At 43.9% G+C, this 23860-nt stretch carries 20 protein-coding genes, 1 pseudogene and 1 riboswitch; of the genes and pseudogenes, 16 read left to right on the top strand and 5 right to left on the bottom strand.

What is annotated here, in order from left to right:
- Positions 1–81 precede the first annotated feature (81 nt).
- From HXY43_RS07670 to HXY43_RS07655, 4 genes are all read left to right on the top strand, one after another.
- Positions 82–348 (top strand): Ycf66 family protein, encoded by a 267-nt coding sequence (locus HXY43_RS07670; RefSeq protein ID WP_026735575.1) that lies wholly within the window; start codon positions 82–84, stop codon positions 346–348.
- Positions 349–358: 10 nt separating this feature from the next.
- The gene (locus tag HXY43_RS07665) at positions 359–1843 is read left to right on the top strand and encodes a CIA30 family protein (protein WP_290881854.1); all 1485 of its coding nucleotides are present in this window, start codon (positions 359–361) and stop codon (positions 1841–1843) included.
- A gap of 165 nt (positions 1844–2008) precedes the next feature.
- A complete protein-coding gene (locus HXY43_RS07660) occupies positions 2009–2362 on the top strand; it encodes a hypothetical protein (protein ID WP_290881851.1) in 354 nt (117 codons plus the stop codon).
- A 255-nt stretch (positions 2363–2617) separates the two neighbouring features.
- A riboswitch (cyclic di-AMP (ydaO/yuaA leader) is annotated at positions 2618–2760 on the top strand.
- A 495-nt stretch (positions 2761–3255) separates the two neighbouring features.
- Positions 3256–3498, top strand: coding sequence for a hypothetical protein (locus HXY43_RS07655; protein WP_290881847.1), 243 nt, complete (start codon positions 3256–3258; stop codon positions 3496–3498).
- Between the two features lie 114 nt (positions 3499–3612).
- Here HXY43_RS07655 and pntB read toward each other — a convergent pair whose 3' ends face one another.
- From pntB to HXY43_RS07635, 4 genes are all read right to left on the bottom strand, one after another.
- Positions 3613–5070, bottom strand: a complete 1458-nt coding sequence (gene pntB, locus HXY43_RS07650; RefSeq protein WP_290881845.1) for a Re/Si-specific NAD(P)(+) transhydrogenase subunit beta — start codon at positions 5068–5070, stop codon at positions 3613–3615.
- A gap of 8 nt (positions 5071–5078) precedes the next feature.
- Positions 5079–6662: a Re/Si-specific NAD(P)(+) transhydrogenase subunit alpha gene (gene pntA, locus HXY43_RS07645; RefSeq protein ID WP_290881843.1), complete on the bottom strand. Its 1584-nt coding sequence runs from the start codon at positions 6660–6662 to the stop codon at positions 5079–5081.
- 813 nt (positions 6663–7475) lie between these two features.
- Positions 7476–8849, bottom strand: coding sequence for a GH1 family beta-glucosidase (locus HXY43_RS07640; protein ID WP_290881841.1), 1374 nt, complete (start codon positions 8847–8849; stop codon positions 7476–7478).
- 267 nt (positions 8850–9116) lie between these two features.
- Entirely contained in the window at positions 9117–10208 is a 1092-nt protein-coding gene (locus HXY43_RS07635; RefSeq protein ID WP_290881838.1) for a glycosyltransferase family 4 protein, read from the bottom strand.
- 538 nt (positions 10209–10746) lie between these two features.
- Between HXY43_RS07635 and HXY43_RS07630 the strand changes: the two genes are divergently transcribed.
- The 5 genes from HXY43_RS07630 to HXY43_RS07610 all read left to right on the top strand — a co-directional run bounded on the left by HXY43_RS07630 (position 10747) and on the right by HXY43_RS07610 (position 16188).
- Positions 10747–11208, top strand: coding sequence for a hypothetical protein (locus HXY43_RS07630; protein WP_155960553.1), 462 nt, complete (start codon positions 10747–10749; stop codon positions 11206–11208).
- 265 nt (positions 11209–11473) lie between these two features.
- Positions 11474–11914: an Hsp20/alpha crystallin family protein gene (locus tag HXY43_RS07625; RefSeq protein WP_290881835.1), complete on the top strand. Its 441-nt coding sequence runs from the start codon at positions 11474–11476 to the stop codon at positions 11912–11914.
- Between the two features lie 218 nt (positions 11915–12132).
- Positions 12133–14016, top strand: a complete 1884-nt coding sequence (gene dnaK / locus HXY43_RS07620) for a molecular chaperone DnaK (protein WP_290881833.1) — start codon at positions 12133–12135, stop codon at positions 14014–14016.
- 147 nt (positions 14017–14163) lie between these two features.
- On the top strand, positions 14164–14919 hold the full coding sequence (locus tag HXY43_RS07615) for a PRC-barrel domain-containing protein (RefSeq protein WP_290881830.1): 756 nt from the start codon (positions 14164–14166) through the stop codon (positions 14917–14919).
- 51 nt (positions 14920–14970) lie between these two features.
- Positions 14971–16188, top strand: coding sequence for an HhoA/HhoB/HtrA family serine endopeptidase (locus tag HXY43_RS07610; RefSeq protein ID WP_290881828.1), 1218 nt, complete (start codon positions 14971–14973; stop codon positions 16186–16188).
- 81 nt (positions 16189–16269) lie between these two features.
- Here HXY43_RS07610 and HXY43_RS07605 read toward each other — a convergent pair whose 3' ends face one another.
- Positions 16270–17286 carry an AEC family transporter gene (locus tag HXY43_RS07605; RefSeq protein WP_290881825.1) on the bottom strand — a complete coding sequence of 339 codons (1017 nt, stop codon included), beginning with the start codon at positions 17284–17286 and terminating at the stop codon, positions 16270–16272.
- Between the two features lie 175 nt (positions 17287–17461).
- On the opposite strand from HXY43_RS07605, the gene atpH reads away from it, so the two are divergent.
- The 7 genes and pseudogenes from atpH to HXY43_RS07570 all read left to right on the top strand — a co-directional run bounded on the left by atpH (position 17462) and on the right by HXY43_RS07570 (position 23645).
- Positions 17462–18013 (top strand): ATP synthase F1 subunit delta, encoded by a 552-nt coding sequence (gene atpH, locus HXY43_RS07600; protein ID WP_290881822.1) that lies wholly within the window; start codon positions 17462–17464, stop codon positions 18011–18013.
- Positions 18014–18265: 252 nt separating this feature from the next.
- Positions 18266–18577 (top strand): co-chaperone GroES, encoded by a 312-nt coding sequence (groES, locus tag HXY43_RS07595; protein WP_290881820.1) that lies wholly within the window; start codon positions 18266–18268, stop codon positions 18575–18577.
- A gap of 178 nt (positions 18578–18755) precedes the next feature.
- Positions 18756–20387: a chaperonin GroEL gene (groL, locus tag HXY43_RS07590; RefSeq protein WP_290881817.1), complete on the top strand. Its 1632-nt coding sequence runs from the start codon at positions 18756–18758 to the stop codon at positions 20385–20387.
- 468 nt (positions 20388–20855) lie between these two features.
- Positions 20856–20939, top strand: a pseudogene (locus HXY43_RS26935) (four-helix bundle copper-binding protein); the annotation flags it as partial.
- Positions 20940–21138: 199 nt separating this feature from the next.
- On the top strand, positions 21139–22116 hold the full coding sequence (locus HXY43_RS07580) for an NAD(P)-dependent alcohol dehydrogenase (protein WP_290881812.1): 978 nt from the start codon (positions 21139–21141) through the stop codon (positions 22114–22116).
- Between the two features lie 509 nt (positions 22117–22625).
- Positions 22626–23369 (top strand): serine O-acetyltransferase, encoded by a 744-nt coding sequence (gene cysE, locus HXY43_RS07575; protein ID WP_290881809.1) that lies wholly within the window; start codon positions 22626–22628, stop codon positions 23367–23369.
- 36 nt (positions 23370–23405) lie between these two features.
- Complete coding sequence (locus HXY43_RS07570; RefSeq protein ID WP_026735554.1) at positions 23406–23645, top strand: Asr1405/Asl0597 family protein; 240 nt, start codon at positions 23406–23408, stop codon at positions 23643–23645.
- Positions 23646–23860: the final 215 nt, after the last annotated feature.

Raw genomic sequence — 23860 nt, 5'->3', positions numbered from 1 at the left:
CCACCAACCACCAACCACCAACCACCAACCACCAACCACCAACCACCAACCACCAACCACTAACCACTAACTATTAGATAGATGTTTAACAACCCCCTAAATCTCATCGGTGTGATTTTGATAATTGCAGCAATTTCTCTGGGCGCATTACCTTTGACGCGCCCTCAACTCTTCCGACGGCAAGATATAGTATTAATAATAGTATTTTTTGCCTGTGGTTTAATTTTGTTATTTCAAGACAGATGGTATAGCAAAGAATTGACACAATTTAATTTAATTCTCTTGACAGTAACTGCTCTCTTCTACACTGTGGAAAGTATCCGGCTGCGAAGTAGAAATATACAATGAGGATGCGATCGTGAGTGATAAAAATCGCTCTCAATGGGACTTAGGTAGATTTGTCCAAACCCTTACATACTTTGAAGTAATACCTTTAGTCAACTGGATACAGGATTTATTTCAAGGTCGTAGCAAGGATCGTCAAGACAAACCTGATGGAGCGAAACAAGTGGGTGTAATATTAGTGGCAGGTGCAACGGGTGGAGTTGGTAAGCGAGTGGTAAGGCGACTCGTAGCACAGGGTTATAAAGTGCGATCGCTCGTACGCGATATTGACAAAGCCCGGACTATTCTTGGTGATAGTACTGACTTAGTAGTTGCAGATATCACTAAGCCAGAAACTTTGACGCCCCTAGTCATGGCTAACATCCAAGCCGTGATTTGTTGTACAGCAGTACGAGTGCAACCAGTAGAAGGAGATACTCCCGAACGAGAAAAATACTATCAAGGTGTCAAATTTTATCAACCAGAAATCGTTGGCGACACCCCAGACAATGTGGAATATCGAGGTGTAAAAAACTTGGTAGAAGCTGCTGCCAAGTCTTTGCCAAAAGCAGGAGAAAAACTTTTATTTGATTTCACCAATCCCTCAACAGAAGTGAAAAATATTTGGGGTGCAGTGGATGATGTCGTCATGGGTGGCGTCAGCGAAAGTACTATTCAATTAGTAGAAGGTACAGCTTTATTTGCTGGTAATGTTTCCACCGCCAATTCTGGAGGATTTGCATCTGTTAGAACTAAAAATTTCTCTCCAGCCTTCAATTTAACTGGCTATGAAGGCATAGAATTGCGCGTCAGAGGAGATGGCAAACGTTATAAGTTCTTTTTGCGTACAGATACAAGATGGGATGGCGTTGGTTATAGCTATTCTTTCGACACAGTAGCAAATACCTGGATAGATGTTCGCATTCCTTTTGCAGATTTGATTCCTGTATTTCGGGCTAAAACTTTGCAAGATTCCCCACCCATAGACGCCAGTAAAATCTCTTCGTTTCAACTCATGTTGAGCAAATTTGAATACGATGGCGAATTAAATCCGCACTTTTCAACTGGTGGTTTTACCTTGCAAGTCGAATCAATAAAAGCCTATGGCGGGGAAACTTTACCACAATTTATTCTTGTTAGTTCTGCTGGTGTCACTCGTCCTGGTCGTCCCGGAATTAATTTAGAGGAAGAACCACCAGCAGTAAGATTAAATGACCAATTGGGCGGAATTTTGACTTGGAAACTAAGGGGCGAGGATAGTTTGAGAGAAAGCGGAATTCCTTACACAATTATTAGACCTTGTGCGTTGACAGAAGAACCTGGAGGTAAATCATTAATATTCGAGCAAGGCGATAACATTAGGGGCAAAATTAGCCGTGAGGATGTGGCAGAAATTTGCGTGCAAGTGCTACAACAACCACAGGCATGTAACGTTACTTTTGAAGTCAAAGAAGGAGAAAATCACGCTAATTCTATCGACTGGCAGAGGTTGTTTTCGCAACTGATATCTGACAATTAAATTTAGGGTGCGTTATGAACGTTGTGTGAATCGCGTAAATCTTAAGTAGCGCACCCCAGGTTTTTAGCAGAGACTTTTTTTGAGCCTCGAAGTTGATCGGTAGCAACAGGCTTAAGAGTTAAGAGTTAAAACTTGAAACTCATAACTCATCACGGGAGCAAAGCAGTGAAAAAAATTGGGGTGCTAGTGTTAGTTGGAGTGTTAGTATTTATTACTATCTGGAGCGGTTTATTTTCGCACCCCGCCGCATCACAGCAAGTTGAATCTCGTCTCAGCAACTTAGAAGCGGATTTAAATCGTTTGGAGTCACAGGTAAATCAGATAGAATCTCAGCTAGGTCAAAATCGTTCTCCATCGCCAAGAACAACATTAACTCCGCCACAGCCTTCTAGACGAAACCTCTCTCAACAAGAACGAGACAAGATGTTTGATAGACTAGCAACTTTGTTTGTAGAATTGAAGCAACAAGTCCAAAAATTAGAACAGCGAGTCAATAAACTGGAATCTGTTAAAAAATAAAGTAGAGACGTAGCATTGCTACGTCTCTACAATGATTTGGCATCGAGCTACAAAAATGTATGCAAACATAATTCATGACCAAATTCAGCAACGCCCAGAATTTAATACCAGCTTTATAATCAGGTAGTCGCCTATCCGATTTGATGAAAATAATACAAAGCAGGATAAATTTTCAGCAAAATGCACAAAGTTTTGCTTATTGACTGTTGAGTCATCCCAGTATATGTTTATTAATTAAGTGGGTAAAACAGCCTAATTCAATCCAGGCTCATTGTTGGTAAACATCAGACCTGGATTAGAAGCGGAGGAACCAATCATTGGGGCGAATCTGAAACTGAGAGAGACACCTTCCAGTCTTAGCCCGTCAGCTAACTCCGTCGGCATTGGAAGGAGTACCTTTGACATCAGCTTACTTTCAGCCGGTGTCTTCATGGTCTCCTAGCTGGCATTGCTGTCAACATTAGCAGATGTTTATTGACCCACATTGCCAACCGCTACAAGTACACGGAAGCTAGGATGATTAATTACAAACAGTGGATTCTCATAACCACCAAAGAATCGAACGGCATTGCCGTTGACTACATAGACTCACAAGGAAATCAGGATAGCGAACCTTTCTGTTTTCTAACGGAGACTAAAGCACTAAGCTACGGTCAAATTTGCATAGACAGATTAATCAAATTAAAGTCTCAATCCTCCCACAAAGCGTTTTTATAACTGATTATCAAAGGGGTACAAAAACCAGCTGTAAAACTATCAGCATTAAGTCCCCTTAGAAAAAGACGCTTGCGTGGAAGACTTCCCGTCAGGAAAGTATCAGTTGCATCTACAGGCGTCACACTTATTAATCCTTTCGTTGAGGCAGGATATTGTGTAAGAACTTAGGAGGGAAAATGCCCATAACAAATCGTGCTTTCTTTAGTGATGTAGATTTTTTACCCGATCACCAATTTAAACAAATTGGAGAGTGTGCAGGCAAAAAACTTTTGCTAATAGGTAAAACTAAAGCTTACGGCGATCCAATTGTGGCAACAAGCCAAACTGATGAGCCAAGTCATGAAGATTTATATGCCTCGGATCTTTACGAATTGATGAAGTTTGGTCACGAACCAGTTAAAGTTACTGAACAAATATAGAAGTTTAACTCGGCTAGGGTATTGGTTAAGGTGGGTTATGATTTGACTTGGTGTCTTTGTGTCTTGGTGGTTAATAATGAACCACAAAGACACAAAGACACAAAGAAAACTTGATTAAGTTGAAAATGCGACTTTTGTTGGTTGGCGCAAGTCAACACTTTCCTCACTCAGCAGGGCAACTTTTCCGACGATCGCATCAAGATTTTTCTTAGCATCGCCAAATAGCATGTGGGTGTTGCTCTTATAAAACAGGGGATTCTCAACACCAGCGTAGCCACTAGCCATACTGCGCTTCATCACCACCACAGTACCAGCTTTCCAAACCTCCATTACAGGCATCCCAGCAATGGGGCTATTGGGATTTTCTAACGCACTGGGGTTAACTGTGTCGTTAGCACCAATCACCAGCACTACATCAGTTTTTGAGAAATCCTCATTAATCTCATCCATTTCTAGTACAATGTCGTAGGGCACATTCGCCTCAGCTAAAAGGACGTTCATGTGTCCGGGCATTCTACCAGCTACCGGATGAATGCCAAAGCGAACTTGGACGCCGCGATCGCGCAGTAATTTCGCAAGTTCCGATACAGCGTGCTGCGCCCTAGCTACTGCCATGCCGTAACCAGGAACGATGACAACACTCTTAGCACGTTGGAGAAGTTCGACGGTATCCTCGATTGTCGTGGCGGTGACTTCACCTCCAGGTTGTTCGGCGCTTTGCGCTGCTGTTGTGCCATTTGTCTCTGCACCAAAGCCACCTAGAATCACGCTGATGAAGGAACGATTCATCGCCTTGCACATAATATAGCTGAGGATGGCACCGCTACTACCCACCAACGCCCCGGTAATGATCAGCAAATCGTTTGAGAGCATAAAGCCAGCAGCAGCAGCAGCCCAACCAGAGTAACTGTTGAGCATTGAAATTACCACCGGCATATCAGCACCGCCGATCGCCATCACGAGATGAATACCTAAAACTGAGGCGATCGCAGACATAATTAATAGCGGTTGCAGTCCACTGAGGTTTTCTGCTGCTAAGAACTGAGAACCCAGCCATAGTGAAGCTGCTATCATGCTCAAGTTAAGGAAGTGACGCGCTGGCAGAAGTAGAGGTTTGCTGCTGATAATGCCCCGCAGTTTACCAAAGGCAATTATCGAACCTGTGAAAGTAACAGCACCGATGAACACACCCACAAAAATTTCAATTTGGTGAATTGTGGACTCAATGCCGGTGAGCGATCGCGACTGTTGGAGATAATTGGCAATGCCCACCAAAACTGCTGCAACACCAACAAAACTATGCAGCATAGCCACCATTTCCGGCATTGAAGTCATCGCCACGCGAGAGGCGACGATTGCACCGATAATCGCTCCTGGAATGACAACTGATGCCAAAGTGCCGTATGCTGTCAAATCTAGCGAAAGCGCAGTAGCAACAAAGGCGATAACCATGCCAATGATGCCGTAAATATTGCCTTTGCGAGCAGTCTCCTGATCGGATAGTCCCCCAAGGCTGAGAATGAATAAGGCACTAGCCACAATATACGCCACAGTCAGTAGGTTATTAGACATAGTTTCCTTCACTTTTGGAACATTCTAAGCATGCGTTGGGTGACTAGGAAGCCACCAGAAATGTTAATGGTTCCGACCAAGATGGCGATCGCACCAAGGATAGTAGTAGATGAACTCATTCCCCCAGAGATTTGCAGCATACCGCCAATAATAATGATGCCGCTAATCGCATTGGTGACACTCATCAGCGGTGTATGCAAAGCAGGTTTCACGTTCCAAATCACTTGCCAGCCAACGAAACAAGCTAGGACAAACACAATCAAGTGAGACAGAAACGAAGGAGGTGCAGTTATACCAATACCAAATAAGGCTAAACCAATAAGGAGCAGCCATAGGTCAGCCCTACTTTTCGATTCTGAAGCACTGGGAACTGGAGATGGGGCAATAGGGATTTGGGGAGTTGGGGAGATTGGGGGAGTAGAGGATGGCTGTTTCTGTTGCTCCTCTGCTTTCTTCTCGGGCTTTGGTGGAGGCCATGTAATTTCTCCAGCATGAACTACCAAGGCACCCCGGACAACTTCATCTTGTAGATCGACCTTAAAATTATTACCTCCACCCATTTCTTCAAGGAGATGGTAAAGATTGGTGCCATAAAGCTGGCTTGCCTGCTGAGCCATGCGGCTGGGAAAGTCAGTCAGACCGATGATTGTCACGCCCTTGTAACGGTAAACTTCATCAGGATGAGTACACGCACAATTACCACCTTGTTCGGCAGCCAGATCGACAATTACCGATCCCTCCTTCATACTCTCAACCATTTCCTGAGTAATCAGCACAGGTGCTTTTTTACCAGGGATGAGCGCCGTTGTAATAATGATATCAACCTCTTTAGCCTGAGCGGCGAACAGTTCCATCTCAGCCTTAATAAATTCGTCACTCATCACCTTGGCGTAGCCGCCTTCACCCGTGCCTTCCTCTGGGAAATCGAGTTCAAGAAACTCTGCGCCCAGACTCTGCACCTGTTCTTTCACCACAAGACGCGTATCAAAAGCGCGGACAATTGCACCCAAGCTTTTAGCAGTACCGATCGCTGCCAGTCCAGCTACACCTGCACCAATTACCATTATCTTTGCGGGCGGCACTTTTCCAGCTGCTGTAATCTGTCCACCAAAGAAGCGTCCAAAATGGTTAGCAGCCTCAATCACAGCCCGGTAGCCAGCGAGATTTGCCATTGAACTCAAGGCATCCAGCTTTTGTGCCCTGGTAATGCGCGGTACTGCATCCATTGCCAGCACCGTAGCCTTACGTGCAGCCAGTTTATCAAGCAAATCCGGATTTTGGGCTGGCCAGATAAAGCCAATCAGCGTATTCCCCTCATCAAGCAATTCGGCTTCATGCTTGCCGAGTTCTGGGTGCATCTGCGGTGGACGAACCTTGAGTACAATATCCGCCTCTGCCCATAGAGTTGGGGCATCCGGAACAATTTTGCATCCAACTTCTGTGTAACCATCATTTGCAAAGTTTGCGCTTTCGCCCGCACCAGACTCAATCAGCACATCGAAACCAAGCTTCAGCAAATGCTTCGCTGTATCTGGCGTAGCTGCCACGCGACATTCGCCAGGGTAGATTTCCTTTGGGATACCAACCTTCATCTATGTCTCCTTTTCATAAGCTGAGTTCCCCAAGCAAAGAGAGACAATAACCCGTCTAAACTTTCACTTTAAACATACTATCAATGGTAATGTTTTATATCTGTTACTGTCTTAATTCTTCACAATAATTGTGCGGATTTATAGCATAAACAAATGAACTTTCTACCTGTTTTCTATCCAAATTTACGCCAATTGGATGATATTAAATATGGTAGAAAGAGTGAGGACAATAAACCGTTTGTTTTTAAGATTTAGCAAATCTAAAATTACGCCCAAACCTACTTTATTTCATCAGATTTGGCTTCATAAACAAGCACTTGACTTGCAAACTGGTTCAACCCAAAATTAACAAAAATCTTGTTTAAACATAATGTTTGATAACTTCAGACAAGCAGCGATCGCACTTCCAGCCAGTACCTGGTTAACTCACTTAATAATAGTGATAACACTCTTAAACAAGAGAGTAGGGAAAACAATATTATCTCTGACTAAATTGTAATCTAAAACATTACGGGATTTGGTTTCAGCGATAATTTGTTACCGATATTTGTAAATTCAGAAACTTTATTAATTATAACTAATATAAATTGACACAAATAGTTACTTATTGTAATCATTAGGCAACATAGCGTACCCTTAATTAAACAAGAAAAAATCAGAGGTTAGCAGCTACAGCTCAGCAAATTCGCACACTTCCAGCAGAATCATCTCCAAATCGACCTAAACCACCTTTGTAAAAGCGAGTAGAACCTCTTGGTGTCTTTGTGTCTTAGTGGTTCAAAAATTTTCTTTTTCACCACAAAGACACCAAGCTCAAACGACACTGTTTTGACGGATAGACTCTGCATACCATTCAAAGCTAGCTTTGGGAATGCGTTGTTGAGTACTGTAATCTACATAGATAATTCCAAAACGCCGGGAATATCCCCAAGCCCACTCAAAGTTATCCATGAAACTCCAAAGAAAATACCCTTTCAAAAGGTAGCCTTCACTAATAGCCCGATGAGCCGATTTCAGATACTGGCGTAGGTACATAATGCGGTCAGTATCAATTACTTCACCATTAGCAGTGACTTCATCTTCTGCCGCACAACCATTTTCGGTGATAAATACTGGTAGATCGTTACGTCCCAACGTCTCACTGACATGACGAATGCCCCAGTAAATGCTCTCAGGGACAATATTTAGCCAAGGCATATGCATTCGCGGATAACCTTTGGGAAGGTTGAGAAACTCATATCCCTTTTCGTTATCAACAGCACGAACATAAGTGCCAGTGTAAATATTAAGACCAATAGCATCTAAGGGCTGATGAATTATTTCTAAGTCGCCAGATTGGATATCAGGAGCATTTTCTCCTAATTCCTCAAGCATCACCGGACTATAGTTACCTGTAAGGGCGGGGAAAATAATACCTCCATTTTGTGTACAAGTATGAAAAGCTTTCTTTGCCGCGGCGATATGGGCGGGGGACTCGTTAATTGGAACTGTAACGCCGAAGTTATCTACCAAAGCCACTTGGCAAGGAACGGGTGAAGCAGCGCGAATGGCTTGGCATCCTAACCCGTGAGCAAGTAAGGCGTGGTGAGAAGTTTGCCACACTTGCTTTTTACTATTGACACGTTTGCTTGGGGCATGGGGAGAGTCAGCTTCTACGTCATAACCCATATGGGTAAAGCAGGAAATTTCGTTAATGGTCATCCAGTGGGTAATGCGATCGCCCAATCGACTCACAACAGCAGTAACATAATCAGCAAAATCAAAAGCCATTTGCCGACTTTGCCAGGAGCCATATAAATCTTCCAACGCTTGGGGGCTGTCCCAATGAAACAAGGTTGCGTGGGGAGTAATATTGTGGTCGTGCAAGCAATCCACCAAACGCTTGTAAAAATCAACACCCTCTTCATTCACAGTGCCGCGACCATCGGGAATGATCCGGGGCCATGCAATGCTAAAACGATAGTGCTTGACACCCAATTCTGTCATCAGTCGCACATCCGTTTCATAACGGTGGTAGTGATCGCAAGCAATAGCACCAGTATCGCCACCTACAACCCGTTCGGGTGTAGCGCTAAAGGTATCCCAGACGCTGGGTTTACGCCCTCCCTCATTTACTGCTCCTTCTATTTGATAAGCAGCGGTAGCAACGCCCCAGCAAAAATCCTTTGGAAATTGATATACGTTCATTAATAAATGCTACATAAAACTGACATCATGCATGATAATACTTAGTAAAATATTTCGTAAGTTCATGGCGAAATTTTTGCACAAAGACTCTGCGCCCCTCTGCGTTTACCTTTGCGAGCCTCTGCGTTTAAAAAATTACGCAACCTGTACTTAGATTAGAAAAAGCAGCATATGTCAAGATTAAATAAAAATTGGAGAAAAGCGATCGCAATGTTTAATCGCCTTTCTCCATTAAGCTAGTCTAAGTCAGCTAAATACTTGCTCATGCTAATTAGCAACCCGTTTGCTAGCAACATCAATCGAACTACGCAATTGCTCATTGCGAGCAAACCGCGTCGCTAGAACTTTGTGATAAACTGCCTCATAGCCATCAGTCATCTGCTTAACGTTGAAACGTTCCGTCACATATGCACGACAGGTGTAACGATCTAACTCACCAACCTGACTGACAGCACTGACACACTCTTGGACACTGTTGCACAAAAAGCCTGTCTTGCCGTGGGCAATCACTTCTGGTGCAGATCCAAATTTTGTGGCAATAACTGGCGTACCCGCAGCCATTGATTCAATCATCACCAAGCCAAACGGTTCGCGCCAGATAATGGGAAATAAAGTGGCGATCGCACCACCTAGCAGGGCATTTTTTTGATTGTGGTCTGCTTCACCGAGATACTCTACTTGCTTGCCATCAATTTGAGGCTTGATTTTTTGTTCAAAAAAGTTGATATCAGCCACATCTACCTTACCCGCCATCTTCAAAGGTAAACCCACTTGCTTAGCAATGGCGATCGCTAAATGCGGTCCCTTTTCTGGTGACATTCGGCCCAGAAACGCCAGGTAGGGCGGGTTATCTGGTAAAGCATAAAATCGATGGCTATTAACATCAATGGCATTGTAAACCGTCGCAACGTAATTTAGTCCCAACCTTGGTTCCCGCTGAGCATTGGAAATACTAACGTAAGGTTGATGTTTTGCATATGCAAACAGTTTTTCGCTATCAGGTGTAAAAATACCGTGTAATGTATGTACTGTAGGCGTTTTTACTAAATTAGCGTAAGCCAGTGCAGCATAGCCCATATGGGAGTGAATGATGTCAAACTTGTGTGCCTGCTCGTACACCCGACCTAATTGCAGTATCTCATAAACGTTGTACTCCTTGACATTGGGGTCGAGTCGTATGGCACGGGGATAAACGGATTCCAGTTTAGCAAGAGTGATAGAATCTCCCGATGCAAATAGCGTCACAGAATGTCCACGTCGAACAAGTTCATTGGTTAGCAGCCCCACTACTAATTCAGTACCGCCATAAGCTGGAGGCGGAACTCTCTCCCATAATGGGGCAACTTGAGCAATCCGCATAATTTAACTCCTAAAAAGTAGGCTTAAATAAAGAGCCTTTTTGTTCACAAATTGTTATTCAGTAAGTATTATTGCTTGATAGTTAAGTACAAATTTTCACAAGTCGTAGCGTTATCAAACCAACTAAATTCCTATTATTAGGTTACTAAATTCGTTACATATTCATGAAAATATGTACTAATTTTTAGCAATAATTTGAATAAGGCTTGTAGATAAATTTTATTTTTATTTAGAAAGAATTTTTCAACTACTTAAAGAGGGATGACACCATTTTCTCAAGAGTGAAAATGATATGTGCAACTATAATTGGGGTATTACCTAATATGTCTACGCCTTGAGTAAGATGAACGCAATAGTTAATTCACTCTCAGGATAGGCTCAGGGTAGCAATAGGTTTTCTAGAGTTTAAGTTGACAGTGGATTGTTAGCCTAAATTAGTCCGGCTTTAGTAAAAGTTCTAGTGGTGGCTTGATGTTACAGCCGATTAGGTTGTTCAAATTGTATTTCTTAATAGAACTGCGATCGCAGGGGGTATCAGATGCAAAGCGTAACAATGCAATCAACCGTAAATAGGCTTCCTTGGTTTTGCCTAACCCTAATAGTACTCATTTACGGCGTAATTGGTTGGAGTCTGTTTACAGATGATTTGCCCAGGTTGGCTGTAGCCGTAGCTGCGGTTGGAATTTTTGCTTTGGCTGGGACTAGTAGATTTTCTGCCCAGGCTGGATTTGATGTTTGGGGTGGGGTGTTGGCTTTGACATTCGGTACAGTTTTTATCCTGGTAGGAGTTTTGATTTCCTCGGGAGCATACGCTTGGGCTTTTGCTGTAGCTTGTGTTTGGGCTTTTGGTTTTGCTTTGGATTTGGCTTTAGTAAGGGCTGTGAATGTAATGGATTCAGTTGGATTCACTCCAACGCAAATATTCTGGATTTTAGTGATGATTTCTTCGCTTAGTGTTGCATTAGGATGGGTAACGCACAAAATTTTGCTGAGTTTTTGATCGAAGCGGCTGTTTTTTGTTAAAAGCCACTGAATTTGTAACAAAAAGTAAAACTTGGAAGATAGTACGGAGATTGCGATCGCCCTTGGCTATAAAACCGAACCTAGTTAACTTTAATCCTAGTGCTAATGTGTTAGCTAGGAAGCTTAAGATTGAGCTTCCTGAAATTAAAACTCTATTACAAAAAATACACTTATCTTAATAAGAGCCAGGAAGCTTAATTGAGCATCCTAAGAAAAAAGGTTGATTATGAGAGGTGATAGCTATGGCAATTATTCGTTGGGAACCTTTCCGGGAAGTTGAAACTTTACAGCGGCAAATGAATCGCCTGTTTGACAGTTTGATGACTACTGATGGCGGTGAAAGCATGGGATTATCCTTTGTTCCTGCCGCCGAAATGGAAGAAACCGATGACGCGATTCACTTGAAACTGGAAGTACCCGGTCTAGAACCAAAAGATATAAATGTAGAAGTAACCGCCGAATCTGTTTCTATTAGCGGTGAGCGTAAGTCCCAAACTACAACCGAACACGATGGTGTAACTCGCTCTGAGTTCCGCTATGGCAGATTCCAACGGGTGATTCCCTTACCTTCCCACATTCAAAACGATAAAGTACATGCTGAATACAAAAATGGCATTCTCAGCTTAACCTTGCCGAAAGCTGAAGAAGAAAAGCATAAAGTTGTCAAAGTTAATGTTGGTTAATTGGACTTGTTGAGAAGTCGGGAAAAGGCAAGCCAGTGCTAACTTGGAAGTACTCCGGAGCTGGAGGTATCTGGCTCCGCTTCATTGGAGCAACTGGCGTCAAATACAATTAGTGCAAGATGTGAATAAAGGTAAAAAATTCCTTTTCCCTTTTCCCTTTACCCTTTAACCTTTCCTTTACCCTATACCTCTGCACCCCTATTGAAGAGGAAAGTGTTATGGCAAAAGTAGTTGGAATTGACTTAGGAACGACAAACTCTTGCGTTGCTGTCATGGAAGGAGGACAACCCGTTGTTATTCCTAACGCTGAAGGACAGCGCGTTACTCCCTCCGTTGTCGCTTATACTAAAGCGAGGGATCGCTTGGTAGGTCAAATTGCCAGACGCCAAGCAGTCATGAACCCAGAAAATACTTTTTATTCAGTCAAACGCTTCATCGGGCGCAAATATGACGAAGTTACCCATGAAGCTACGGAGGTTTCCTATAAAATCCTGCGTGACAGTAATGGCAATGTCAAACTCAACTGTCCTGGTACAGGTCAACAATTTGCTCCTGAAGAAATTTCTGCTCAAGTTCTGCGGAAGCTAGCAGACGACGCTAGTAAATATTTGGGAGAAAAAGTTACCCAAGCGGTAATTACGGTTCCTGCTTACTTCAATGACTCCCAGCGACAAGCCACCAAAGACGCTGGAAAAATTGCAGGTTTAGAAGTCCTTCGCATCATCAACGAACCCACAGCCGCAGCCCTTGCCTACGGTCTAGATAAAAAAACTAACGAAACTATCTTGGTCTTTGACCTTGGTGGTGGGACATTCGATGTTTCCATTTTGGAAGTGGGTGATGGTGTCTTTGAAGTCAAAGCTACTAGCGGCGACACCCACCTAGGTGGTGACGATTTTGATAAAAAGATAGTTGATTGGCTGGCTGATGAGTTTAAGCGTAACGAAGGTATTGACCTGCGTAAAGATAGGCAAGCTTTACAACGTCTAACCGAAGCAGCTGAGAAAGCTAAAATTGAGCTTTCCAGTGCTACCCAAACTAATATCAACCTGCCTTTCATCACTGCCACTCAAGAAGGGCCCAAACACCTGGATATGACTTTGACGCGGGCTAAATTTGAGGAGATGTGTTCAGATCTCCTAGACCGCTGTCGCAAGCCAGTGCAACAAGCTCTCAATGACGCTAAACTCTCCACCAGTGACATTGACGAGGTAGTACTGGTAGGTGGTTCTACTCGCATTCCTGCTGTGCAACAACTAGTGCGGCAGATGACAGGTAAAGAACCTTGCCAAGGCGTTAACCCCGATGAAGTCGTAGCCGTTGGTGCTGCTATTCAAGCGGGCGTTCTGTCAGGTGAAGTGAAAGATATCTTGCTGCTAGATGTGACGCCCTTGTCTTTGGGTGTGGAAACCCTTGGTGGCGTGATGACCAAGATTATTTCTCGCAACACCACTATCCCCGTGAAAAAATCCGAAATTTTCTCCACAGCGGCGGATGGTCAAACAAACGTGGAAATTCACGTCCTCCAGGGTGAGCGAGAATTGGCAAAAGACAACAAGAGCTTAGGTACTTTCCGCCTCGATGGAATTCCTCCAGCTCCGCGAGGTATACCGCAAATCGAAGTTACCTTCGATATCGACGCTAACGGCATTCTCTCTGTGACTGCGAGAGATAAGGCGACAGGTAAGCAGCAGTCAATTTCGATCACGGGTGCTTCCACCCTCGACAAGCGGGATGTAGAACGTATGGTGCGGGATGCTGAAGCTCACGCTGAGGAAGACCGTAGACGTCGCGAGCAAATCGATACTAAGAATAACGCAGATTCACTGGTTTATCAAGCCGAGAAACAACTCAAAGACTTGGGTGATAAGGTAAGTGCTGCTGATAAAAGTCGAGTTGAAGGACTGCTTGCAGATTTGCGCGATGCGATTAACCAGGAGAACTACGATCGCATCAAGTCTCTCACTTCAGAGTTACAGCAAGCCTTAATGCAAGTGGGTAGTGCTGTCTACGCCCAAGCGGGAGGCACAACTGGTACTGCTTCTAGCAGTGGCCGCGGCGGTGATGATGTGATTGATGCTGATTTTGTGGAAAACAAGTAATTTTGTGAGCTTGTTTTGTCTGTCCATAAAGGCTTTGAGGCGAGCTCCGCGCCTCAAAGCCAAACGGCTCCCAATACCCTTTTCCCCAGTCCCTTTTACCTGCAAGCGATCGCAAGCACACGGAAAAACCTTGAGGAGGATAAAAGCATGATTAATGTTGTACGTCGTAGCCAAATTCTTGGTTTAATGACAATGGACAGTGGTAGTGCAACTCGATTTGACACTGTAGAAGAGGTTTGGATAGATGATAGAGGACGGGTAACTTACTTAAGCGGAAGCCAAGGATATACACCCCTGGAGCAAGTGTCTGTAATTGGCCCTGATGCGGTTTTAACTTACAGTTCTACTGTTCTGTCTCAGCCCACAAATCTCCATCGTTTGTACCAATTACCAGTCCGCTCCCCAATGTCTGCTTCTTGGGGATGGATAGAAGATTTTCTCTTTGATTGGGAAACTGGTGACATTGCTGCCTATATCTTGGGTGGAGATATTGCCACTTCCTTTGGTGAACGGGCAGTGCTGTATCCAGAAGATGTGGAAGTAATTGACGCAGAAGCGGTAGTAGTGCGAGAAGGAGCAAAAGAGCGCCTGAAGAGTGAATCAGAGGGACTCAAAGGCTTTCTTAGCGAGAAGTCGCAGCAGGTGAGAAACTTGGTGAAAACAATGAGCGATCGCCTCAAATCCATAGTTTCACCCCAGGATAAGCCAGAAGTAGTGCGAGTGAAGATTAAAGAAGTGCATGACGAGCTAGAAGCTTCTGGCAAGCACGACAAAAACATCCTGCAACAAGCTACACAGTTTTTGCTTGCGGAGTGGGAAAGTTTTCAGGAATCAGCACATCGAGCAGGCGATCGCGTCAAACACGCCCTTGATTCTGCTTGGAAACACTTGACGAAAAAGTGAAAATTTTCTTTCAAAGTTTAATTAGTATTCAAAAATGGAGGTTGCGTTTCCATGACAGCTTCCGATCAACGTTTTTCACCTCTGCGTCAAGTTGGCAGCCATGCTCTTGCTGTGATCTTGAGTATTGCCTTAACCTTGACTACCCTACGGGCATTTCCGGCTCTATTGCTTCCCAACTCCCAACCTCAAAGTTCTGAGTTTCGGTCAGTTACGCCTACTAATGTGTCGGTAGCACTCGATAGTGACCACAGCTTTGTTGTGGCTGCTGTGAATCGAGTTGGAGCCACTGTTGTACGGATTGATACTGAGCGTACCATTGCTAGGGAATTCCCCGACCCTTTCTTTGATGACCCCTTCTTTCGCAGATTTTTTGGTGAAGACATTTTTCCTAGATTACCGCGAGAATATCACCTGCGGGGGCAGGGTTCGGGTTTTATTATCGATCGCAATGGCACAATTCTCACCAATGCTCATGTTGTTAGTGGTGCTGACACTGTAAAAGTCACCCTTAAGGATGGGCGGACATTTAGAGGGGACGTGCGGGGAATTGATGAACCTTCAGACTTGGCGGTGGTCAAAATTGAGGGACAAAACCTACCAGTAGCTCCCTTGGGAAACTCTAGCGATGTACAGGTAGGAGACTGGGCGATCGCACTCGGTAATCCATTAGGTCTAGATAACACTGTAACTTTAGGAATTATCAGTACTCTTAACCGTTCCAGTGCTCAAGTAGGCATTCCTGACAAACGGCTAGACTTTATTCAAACTGATGCTGCTATCAATCCTGGTAACTCCGGCGGCCCGTTGTTAAACGCTCGTGGCGAAGTCATCGGTATTAATACCGCGATTCGTGCTGAAGCTCAAGGAATCGGGTTTGCAATTCCTATTGATAAAGCTAAGGCAATAAAGGACAGACTGGCTCGTGGTGAAAAAATTCCACACCCATATATCGGTATTCGGATGCTAACTCTGACGCCAGAGTTAGCGAAACAATCCAATCGTGACCCAAACGCACCATTCACTGTACCAGAAATTAATGGGGTGCTTGTTGCAGAAGTTATGTCCAATAGCCCAGCAGCATCTACTGGTTTGCGCCGAGGCGATGTCATCCTAGAAATAGATGGCAATCCGATCGCCTCTGCTGACCAATTGCAAAACGCAGTGGAAAATAGCCAAATTGGTCAACCATTGCGGTTGAAAGTGCAGCGGGGCAAACAAACATTGCAGTTAACGGTGCGTCCAGGAGAATTACAGGATGCTGCTCCTTAGTCATTAGTCATTGGTCATTGGTCATTGGTCATTGGTTAATTGTTAACAACCAACAACCAACAACCAACAAAGAACAATAACTTAGTTCAACCAAGTCACCCACACAGGCAGAATTACCAATACCCCTACTAAAGTCAGAGTAATACTACCGATCAGCAACTCTCGGTCTAGGTCATACACCTCGGCTAAGATCAGCGTTACCAGTCCTGTGGGAACTCCTGCCATCATTACTAATACCAGGCGCGGCTCACCTGTTAATCCCAGACAGGTAGCAGTTAACCCCACCATTGCGGGGATGACTAAAACTTTTAACATTGCCGGAATTAGGGCGAGTTCCAAACTTGGCCAGCATTTGATGGAGCCAAGACGAAGGCCAAGCAGCAACAAAGCACTAGCAAAGACGACCCAAATCATGGCCTGTAATCCTGACTCGACAATTACAGGCAATTCCACATTTTGGCTGAGCAAGCCAACGAAAAAAGCCCACTGGCTAGGAACTGTCAGAACATCTCGTAATGAATTCCACCAAGGATGTTGTGTTTTACTTTGTCCAAAATAGCTAGCGATGAACACAGCTAGACTGTAGGTGATGATACCAGAAACGTTGTATATAATTGCCCAGTCCAAATAAAGGGGATCGATAAGGACGTCTGCTAATGTCATCCCGATAAAGCCTGTATTACCAAGCATGGCAGCTAAGATAAAGCTGCCAAAGCGCGATCGCGTGACATGTTGCTCTTGGAGTGCGGTTTGAAAAATAGCACCTGCTCCGGCATCAAGCGATCGCTCTAGGGAAATTTGCTGCTTGGGTAGCTCTTGTGCATTGTAGTAATTAAACTTTTGCCATCCCCACCAACTCAGTAGTGCCAAACCCATACTTAGCAGCGAGGCTTCCACAACAACTAAGGGAATCAGCAGTGTTTCCCCGCCTAGTTCCGTTCGACGCCCGAACATGAAAGATTGTAGTGGAACCCCAACCCAGTAAAGTACAATACCAAGCCGTGTAGAGAAACTTGCTGGTATAAACCGAAACAATATTATTCCTAAACTTATCCATATAAATAAAGGAGCGTAAGCCCGTAATAAAGAGTCAAACATAACAAAACCTCACCCCTGTTCATAGTGCGGCGAGTTGATAGGGGATAAGTATTCCAGAGTTATATCTGAAGTAGTATAGCCGCTAGCTATAGCATAAATGATGTTTCCAGTCAACATCATCGCTTTTCCTAACTATTTTGGCTTAATCTAGATGTGACGCTGGGAGATGATATTTATGAGACACAGCGTTATTAGTACTAAAATTGTCAAACCCTATGCCGAAGCATTGATGTCTGTAGCTGTGAATCACGGTTTGATAGAGCGAATTAACCAAGATGTTAGCTTTTTACTGGACTTACTGGAGGAATCCAAACAGTTAAATGATTTCTTAGCCAATCCGCTCATCAAGGCTGAAGCAAAGAAGACTGTACTCCAGCAGATTACAACAACCCAGGTTCATCCCTACGTTCTCAATTTTTTAATGCTTTTAGTAGACCGTCGCCGGATCTCGTGGTTACAAGGGATTTGTCAGCAGTATCAAGCTTTGTTGCGTGAATTCAATCGGATCGTGCTAGCTGAGGCGATCGCAGCCACTGAACTTACAGAAGAACAAAAAGAAGCGATCGTCCAAAAAGTCAAACAGATGACAGGGGCTAAACAAGTTGAACTGAAAACCCGTATTGATCCGGATCTGCTTGGCGGTTTAATTATTAAAGTTGGCTCTCGGGTGATTGATCTTAGTCTCCGAGGTCAACTTCGTCGGCTGGCAAATTCTTTGATGAAATAACGCTTGAGAATATTTCTTGTTTTCAACACTCCTATAGTTCGGCAAACCACACCTAAAGTAAGTTGCTGTTTGCTTGTCTTTTTAACTACATTAGCAATCGAAAGAAAAGAGTGCTAACCCTCCCTTCCAAGCATAGTAAATTCTGACTGTAACCTTTGGTAAGGAGAGTTAAACACTTCTAATTCAACAGACAACAAATAAACTCTTCAAAATTACTTTATCAATTATCAATAAACGCCTGGAGGATTGCATATGACAAAAGTATCTCTGAGCGTTTCTACAGTTAAACCACTTGGCGATCGCGTCTTTATTAAAGTCGCTGAATCAGAAGAGAAGACCCCTGGTGGAATTCTCCTTCCTGACACTGCCAAAGAAAAACCCCAAGTTGGAGAAGTTGTGGCTGTTGGCCCTGGCAAGTGGAATGAGGATGGCTCACGTCAGACAATAGATGTGAAGGTGGGCGATAAAGTTCTCTATTCCAAGTATGCTGGGACGGACATCAAAATCGGTACTGAAGATTACGTACTAGTGACGGAAAAAGATGTCCTGGCGACGCTTACTTAGTGGGCACTAGGGACTGTGGGGCAAAGGGCAAAGGAACTGGAGAAGTAAAAAGTAAAAAAGTAAAAAGGTAAAAGAAAAAATTCTTTCTTTTTACTTTTAGCTTTTAACTTTTGACTTATTTTTGCCCGATACCCAATCACCAGTACCTAGTACTCGTATTTGTGCAGGAGGAATATTTATGGCTAAACAAATAATTTACAACGAAGAGGCTCGTCGTGCTTTGGAAAAGGGTATGGACATTTTGTCTGAAGCAGTAGCCATTACTCTTGGCCCCAAAGGTCGTAACGTAGTACTAGAGAAGAAGTTTGGTGCTCCTCAGATTGTTAATGATGGCATCACCATTGCTAAAGAAATTGAGTTAGAAGACCATGTAGAAAACACTGGTGTCTCTCTCATTCGTCAAGCGGCGGCTAAAACTAATGATGTTGCTGGTGATGGAACAACAACGGCGGTTGTCCTAGCTAGCGCGATGGTTCGAGAAGGAATGCGGAACGTAGCCGCAGGTGCAAACGCTATTGCCCTGAGGCGGGGAATTGATAAGGCAACCCACTTCCTAGTAGAAAAAATTGCCGAACATGCCCGTCCGGTGGAAGATTCCAAAGCCATTGCCCAAGTTGCTGCCATTTCGGCTGGTAATGACGAAGAAGTTGGTCAGATGATTGCTAACGCGATGGAAAAGGTGGGCAAGGAAGGCGTAATTTCCCTGGAAGAAGGGAAGTCTATGACCACCGAACTAGAAATCACTGAAGGGATGCGCTTTGATAAAGGCTACATCTCTCCATACTTTGTTACCGATCCAGAACGGATGGAAGCAGTTTTCGATGAGCCTTACATACTGCTGACTGATAAAAAAATTACTTTAGTACAAGACTTGGTATCAATACTTGAGCAAGTGGCTCGTGCTGGCAAGCCCATGCTGATTGTTGCTGAAGACATCGAGAAAGAAGCTTTAGCAACTCTAGTAGTCAACCGATTGCGGGGCGTACTGAATGTTGCTGCTGTCAAGGCTCCTGGTTTTGGCGATCGCCGCAAAGCGATGCTAGAAGACATCGCCATCCTCACTGGCGGTCAACTGATTACCGAAGAAGCTGGCCTGAAGTTGGAAAACGCCAACTTAGATATGCTGGGCAGAGCTAGACGCATCACCATTACCAAGGATCACACCACGATTGTTGCTGAAGGCAACGAAAAAGCTGTGAAGGCTCGAATTGAGCAAATTCGCCGTCAAATTGATGAAACTGAGTCTTCCTACGACAAAGAGAAGTTGCAAGAGCGTCTTGCAAAACTAGCTGGTGGTGTAGCTGTGATCAAGGTGGGTGCTGCGACCGAAACAGAAATGAAAGACAAGAAGCTGCGCCTGGAAGATGCCATCAACGCAACAAAAGCAGCTGTGGAAGAAGGTATAGTTCCTGGTGGTGGCACTACTCTGTTACACCTAGCTCCGCAATTGGAGGAGTGGGCTGCAGAACACGTAATTGGTGATGAGCTAATCGGTGCGATGATTGTTGCCCGTGCGCTTTATGCTCCGCTGCGGCGAATTGCTGATAATGCTGGTCAAAATGGCGCTGTGGTTGCTGAACGAGTCAAGGAAAAACCATTTGATATCGGCTTCGATGCAGTCAAGAATGAGTTTGTTGATATGTTTGAAGCTGGTATCGTTGACCCTGCTAAAGTTACCCGTTCTGCTCTGCAAAATGCCGCTTCGATCGCAGGTATGGTGCTGACAACCGAGTGCATTGTGGTTGACAAGCCGGAACCTAAAGCAAAAGCTGCTGCTGGTGCTGGCATGGGTGGTGAGTTTGACTACTAAAAGTTCTCAACGACTATAAGCTATGCAAACCGCCTTCCGTTTTTGAAAGGCGGTTTTTCATGAACAATGTTGATTGTTTTAGTACAGCTTTGCACAAAACTGTAGCGAAATAAAAACGCAGAGGTACGCAGAGTTTTCTGTAAGACTATCGGCTAAGCAATCAAATTCACATGCACTCATCTGTCCAGATTCAAAAAACGATCGCCGTATTCCATCTGTGGTCGATTTTTAAAACATAATTCTGGTCATAGCCTTAAATCACATCAAGCGTTATTTAGCTTTTTGTAAGAAAATGAAATTATTGTAATCACAACTACAAAAAAATAGTTATGCATACAAAAATGAAATTAGTATGAAATCCTTATATTTCATAAGTAACAAATATTTGTCACTCCAGCGGAAATTTGCTCTCGCTGTGCGGAAGATTGCGTAGACGCGCAGCGGCTTGCCGACAGGCATCGCTTCGGCGATGATGCTCAAATGAAAGCTTGTGCTGATATGTGCCGTCGTTGTGCTGAATCTTGTCAGCGAATGGCAATGGCAACTGCATAAGTCACTCTCTTCGCTGGCTGCTGTCATGCGGTAGCCAGCGAATGCAAAACTATGTTGTTTGTTCAGATCGCGATCGCGCTACGTTAACTCCCTACCAAAAGGAGGTTGTTTTACTGTGAAATAACTAACTAAAGTAAATTCATTAGCAAAAAATGCTTTCTTAGTTCAATCAATCAATTAGGGTATCGGGAGGAAGGCTATGAAAGCAGTTGTCATTCGTCAGTATGGTTCCGCAGATGTGTTGCAATATGAAGATGTAGCACCACCGAAAATAAAACCCGATCAGTTACTTGTTAAAGTTCATGCTACTTGCGTTAACCCCGTTGATTGGAAAACCCGCAAGGGTATGTTGAAAATTCTCACAGGCAATAAATTCCCAATGATTCTTGGGTATGATTTGGCAGGTGAGGTTGTAGAAGTTGGTTCTAATGTTACACGCTTCAGGATAGGAGACCAAATTTACGCTACTCTCAGCCCGCTTAGCGGAGGTGCTTACGCAGAATTTGCAGCTGTTCCAGAAAGGTTTGCTGCTCTCAAACCAACAAATATGAGCTATGCAGAAGCTGCCTCTGTACCCATGGTAGGGCTGACTGCTTTGCAAGCACTGCGAGACCAAGGTAAAATTCAGCCAGGACAAGCAGTTTTAATTAATGGGGCTTCCGGTGGTGTGGGAATTTTTGCAGTACAAATTGCTAAGGTGTTAGGTGCAGAAGTAACAGGAGTTTGCAGTACAAAGAACCTGGACTTAGTAAAATCTCTGGGAGCGGATGCCCAAGGGCAAGCCGCTACGCGTCTACGCGTCATTGATTACACGCAACAAGATTTTACCCAAGATACTGTGCAGTACGATATTATTTTTGATGCAGTTGGTAAGCGTTCTTTTTCTGATTGCAAAAAAGTCCTTAAACCAAGCGGAGTTTACGTTACTACACTGCCTACTCCAGAAAATCTCCTACAGCGAGTATTGACTACTTTCATTCCTGGTAAAAAAGCTAAATTCGTGTTTGAATCGCCTAATGCCCAAGATTTAGTTTATCTGAAAGAGTTAATTGAAGCAGGTAAAATTCGCACTGTTATCGATCGCACATATCCCTTACAAGAATTAGCTGCCGCTCATGCCTATAGCGAAGACGGACATGCTGTAGGCAAAATTGCGATCGCTGTTACTACTGGTTAGTGGTTAGTGGTTAGTAGTTAGTAGTTATTCTCCTCATCTCCCCATCTCCCCATCTCCCTATTCCCCACCATCCACTATCCACTAACTACTAACCCTTGACTAGACTTGTTTTTTCCCCAACAAAATAATAAAATATCAATAGTGATTGCATATACAGAAATTTTACTTTTCATATTATCAACCGCATATTTTCGTGCGGATGAGTACACGTTAAGTTATGCAAAAATTTCTTGCCTAAATCGCTGCAAAGTCCTATTGGCAAAGAACTTGCAATTGAGTACAAAAATACCTAACCCTGCACCCAAAAATACCAGAACCCCCAGCCCGAGAATACTAGCACCCCTACCCCCAAAAGAATTTTAAATTTCCATTAAATCAGGGTTTAAGGGATTGAGTACAACCTTAATCAATCCAATAAATCCAATCAGCATCGGATGCACAGTTCCTTTGCAAGCAACCTGATATAAGCAGAAAAATAGGGAACCGCTTTTTTAATCAGGGCATAACCGATGCAACAAACCTTAGACCCGATCCGAAATTCCAAGACTGCAAAAACGTCGGCTAGTGCAAATACCGACCAAAATAAAACTCTGGCTTCTGGAGTTTTTTTGGAACCTCTGTTAAGTGATTTTCGCATCATTTTTGAGCGCGATCCGGCAGCAAGAAATTGGTTAGAGGTGCTGTTTTGCTATCCTGGGTTTCACGCACTTTGTTTGCATCGTCTCGCCCACTGGTTGCACCATCACAAGGTGTTTTTTATCCCCCGCTTAATTTCTCACTTCGGGCGGTTTTTGACGGGGATTGAAATTCACCCAGGTGCAGAAATTGGTAAAGGGGTGTTTATCGACCACGGTATGGGAGTTGTGATTGGTGAAACTGCCATAGTCGGGGATTACAGCTTGATTTACCAAGGTGTCACCCTTGGTGGAACTGGCAAAGAAACTGGTAAACGCCATCCCACCTTGGGCAAAAACGTTGTTGTAGGAGCAGGTGCGAAAGTCTTGGGTAATATTTCCATTGGCGATCGCGTCCGCATTGGTGCTGGTTCGGTTGTGCTGCGGAATGTCCCCTCAGATTGCACTGTGGTAGGAATTCCCGGACGGAATATTTCTCGCAAACGGGATGAGTGTCTCTCTCCTCTTGAACATGGCAAGCTTCCTGATGTAGAAGCAACTGCGATCCGCTCTTTGCTAGAACGCATCGAGCAACTCGAACAAAAACTAAATAGTCAACAGTCAATAGTTGGTGGTTAATAAAACAACCAACAACCAACAACCAACAACCAACAAATGCACAGTTCTAACACTTTAGGCGATCGCTATATTGTCCAGATTCCTTTGAGCGATCGCTGGCAAGTCTATCATCGCTTGCAAGAATTAATGATTCCTTGTTCGTGTCTTCCTGATGGTTCATTGCGGGTACAAATAAATAGCGGTCTTGCTGCAATTCTCGTTCGCAGTACCGTTAAGCAATTTATGGCTTCTCGCCAAGAGTTAATCGATTGGCTAGAGGAATGCTGGCAGCTTTAATTGTTTGACTAACACAATTCATCAAATCTCAGAAGTTTATTTTTGCGGCTAGCATTCTGGGGAATGAGAAAAATTTTCAGCAACGAAGATAGTCATTAGGACTTACGCACTGTACAAATAGACCATCATGTGTATTAACGAAATTTGGTTGTTTCAGGCTTTTTAGAATTACCCTTTGATGGTTGGCGATCGCTTAAAAGCGTCGAAAAACTAAT

Origin of the sequence: Fischerella sp., assembly GCF_013388695.1 — a bacterium.
Lineage (GTDB): Bacteria > Cyanobacteriota > Cyanobacteriia > Cyanobacteriales > Nostocaceae > PCC9605.
This window is presented reverse-complemented; position numbering and strand designations above follow the sequence as displayed.

Bases quoted from the DNA above. Each gene is read 5' to 3' on its own strand.
- HXY43_RS07670 (WP_026735575.1), top strand. From the start codon at position 82: ATGTTTAACAACCCCCTAAATCTCATCGGTGTGATTTTGATAATTGCA.
- HXY43_RS07655 (WP_290881847.1), top strand. From the start codon at position 3,256: ATGCCCATAACAAATCGTGCTTTCTTTAGTGATGTAGATTTTTTACCC.
- pntB (WP_290881845.1), bottom strand. From the start codon at position 5,070: ATGTCTAATAACCTACTGACTGTGGCGTATATTGTGGCTAGTGCCTTA.
- pntA (WP_290881843.1), bottom strand. From the start codon at position 6,662: ATGAAGGTTGGTATCCCAAAGGAAATCTACCCTGGCGAATGTCGCGTG.
- HXY43_RS07640 (WP_290881841.1), bottom strand. From the start codon at position 8,849: ATGAACGTATATCAATTTCCAAAGGATTTTTGCTGGGGCGTTGCTACC.
- HXY43_RS07635 (WP_290881838.1), bottom strand. From the start codon at position 10,208: ATGCGGATTGCTCAAGTTGCCCCATTATGGGAGAGAGTTCCGCCTCCA.
- HXY43_RS07630 (WP_155960553.1), top strand. From the start codon at position 10,747: ATGCAAAGCGTAACAATGCAATCAACCGTAAATAGGCTTCCTTGGTTT.
- HXY43_RS07625 (WP_290881835.1), top strand. From the start codon at position 11,474: ATGGCAATTATTCGTTGGGAACCTTTCCGGGAAGTTGAAACTTTACAG.
- dnaK (WP_290881833.1), top strand. From the start codon at position 12,133: ATGGCAAAAGTAGTTGGAATTGACTTAGGAACGACAAACTCTTGCGTT.
- HXY43_RS07615 (WP_290881830.1), top strand. From the start codon at position 14,164: ATGATTAATGTTGTACGTCGTAGCCAAATTCTTGGTTTAATGACAATG.
- HXY43_RS07610 (WP_290881828.1), top strand. From the start codon at position 14,971: ATGACAGCTTCCGATCAACGTTTTTCACCTCTGCGTCAAGTTGGCAGC.
- HXY43_RS07605 (WP_290881825.1), bottom strand. From the start codon at position 17,286: ATGTTTGACTCTTTATTACGGGCTTACGCTCCTTTATTTATATGGATA.
- atpH (WP_290881822.1), top strand. From the start codon at position 17,462: ATGAGACACAGCGTTATTAGTACTAAAATTGTCAAACCCTATGCCGAA.
- groES (WP_290881820.1), top strand. From the start codon at position 18,266: ATGACAAAAGTATCTCTGAGCGTTTCTACAGTTAAACCACTTGGCGAT.
- groL (WP_290881817.1), top strand. From the start codon at position 18,756: ATGGCTAAACAAATAATTTACAACGAAGAGGCTCGTCGTGCTTTGGAA.
- HXY43_RS07580 (WP_290881812.1), top strand. From the start codon at position 21,139: ATGAAAGCAGTTGTCATTCGTCAGTATGGTTCCGCAGATGTGTTGCAA.
- cysE (WP_290881809.1), top strand. From the start codon at position 22,626: ATGCAACAAACCTTAGACCCGATCCGAAATTCCAAGACTGCAAAAACG.
- HXY43_RS07570 (WP_026735554.1), top strand. From the start codon at position 23,406: ATGCACAGTTCTAACACTTTAGGCGATCGCTATATTGTCCAGATTCCT.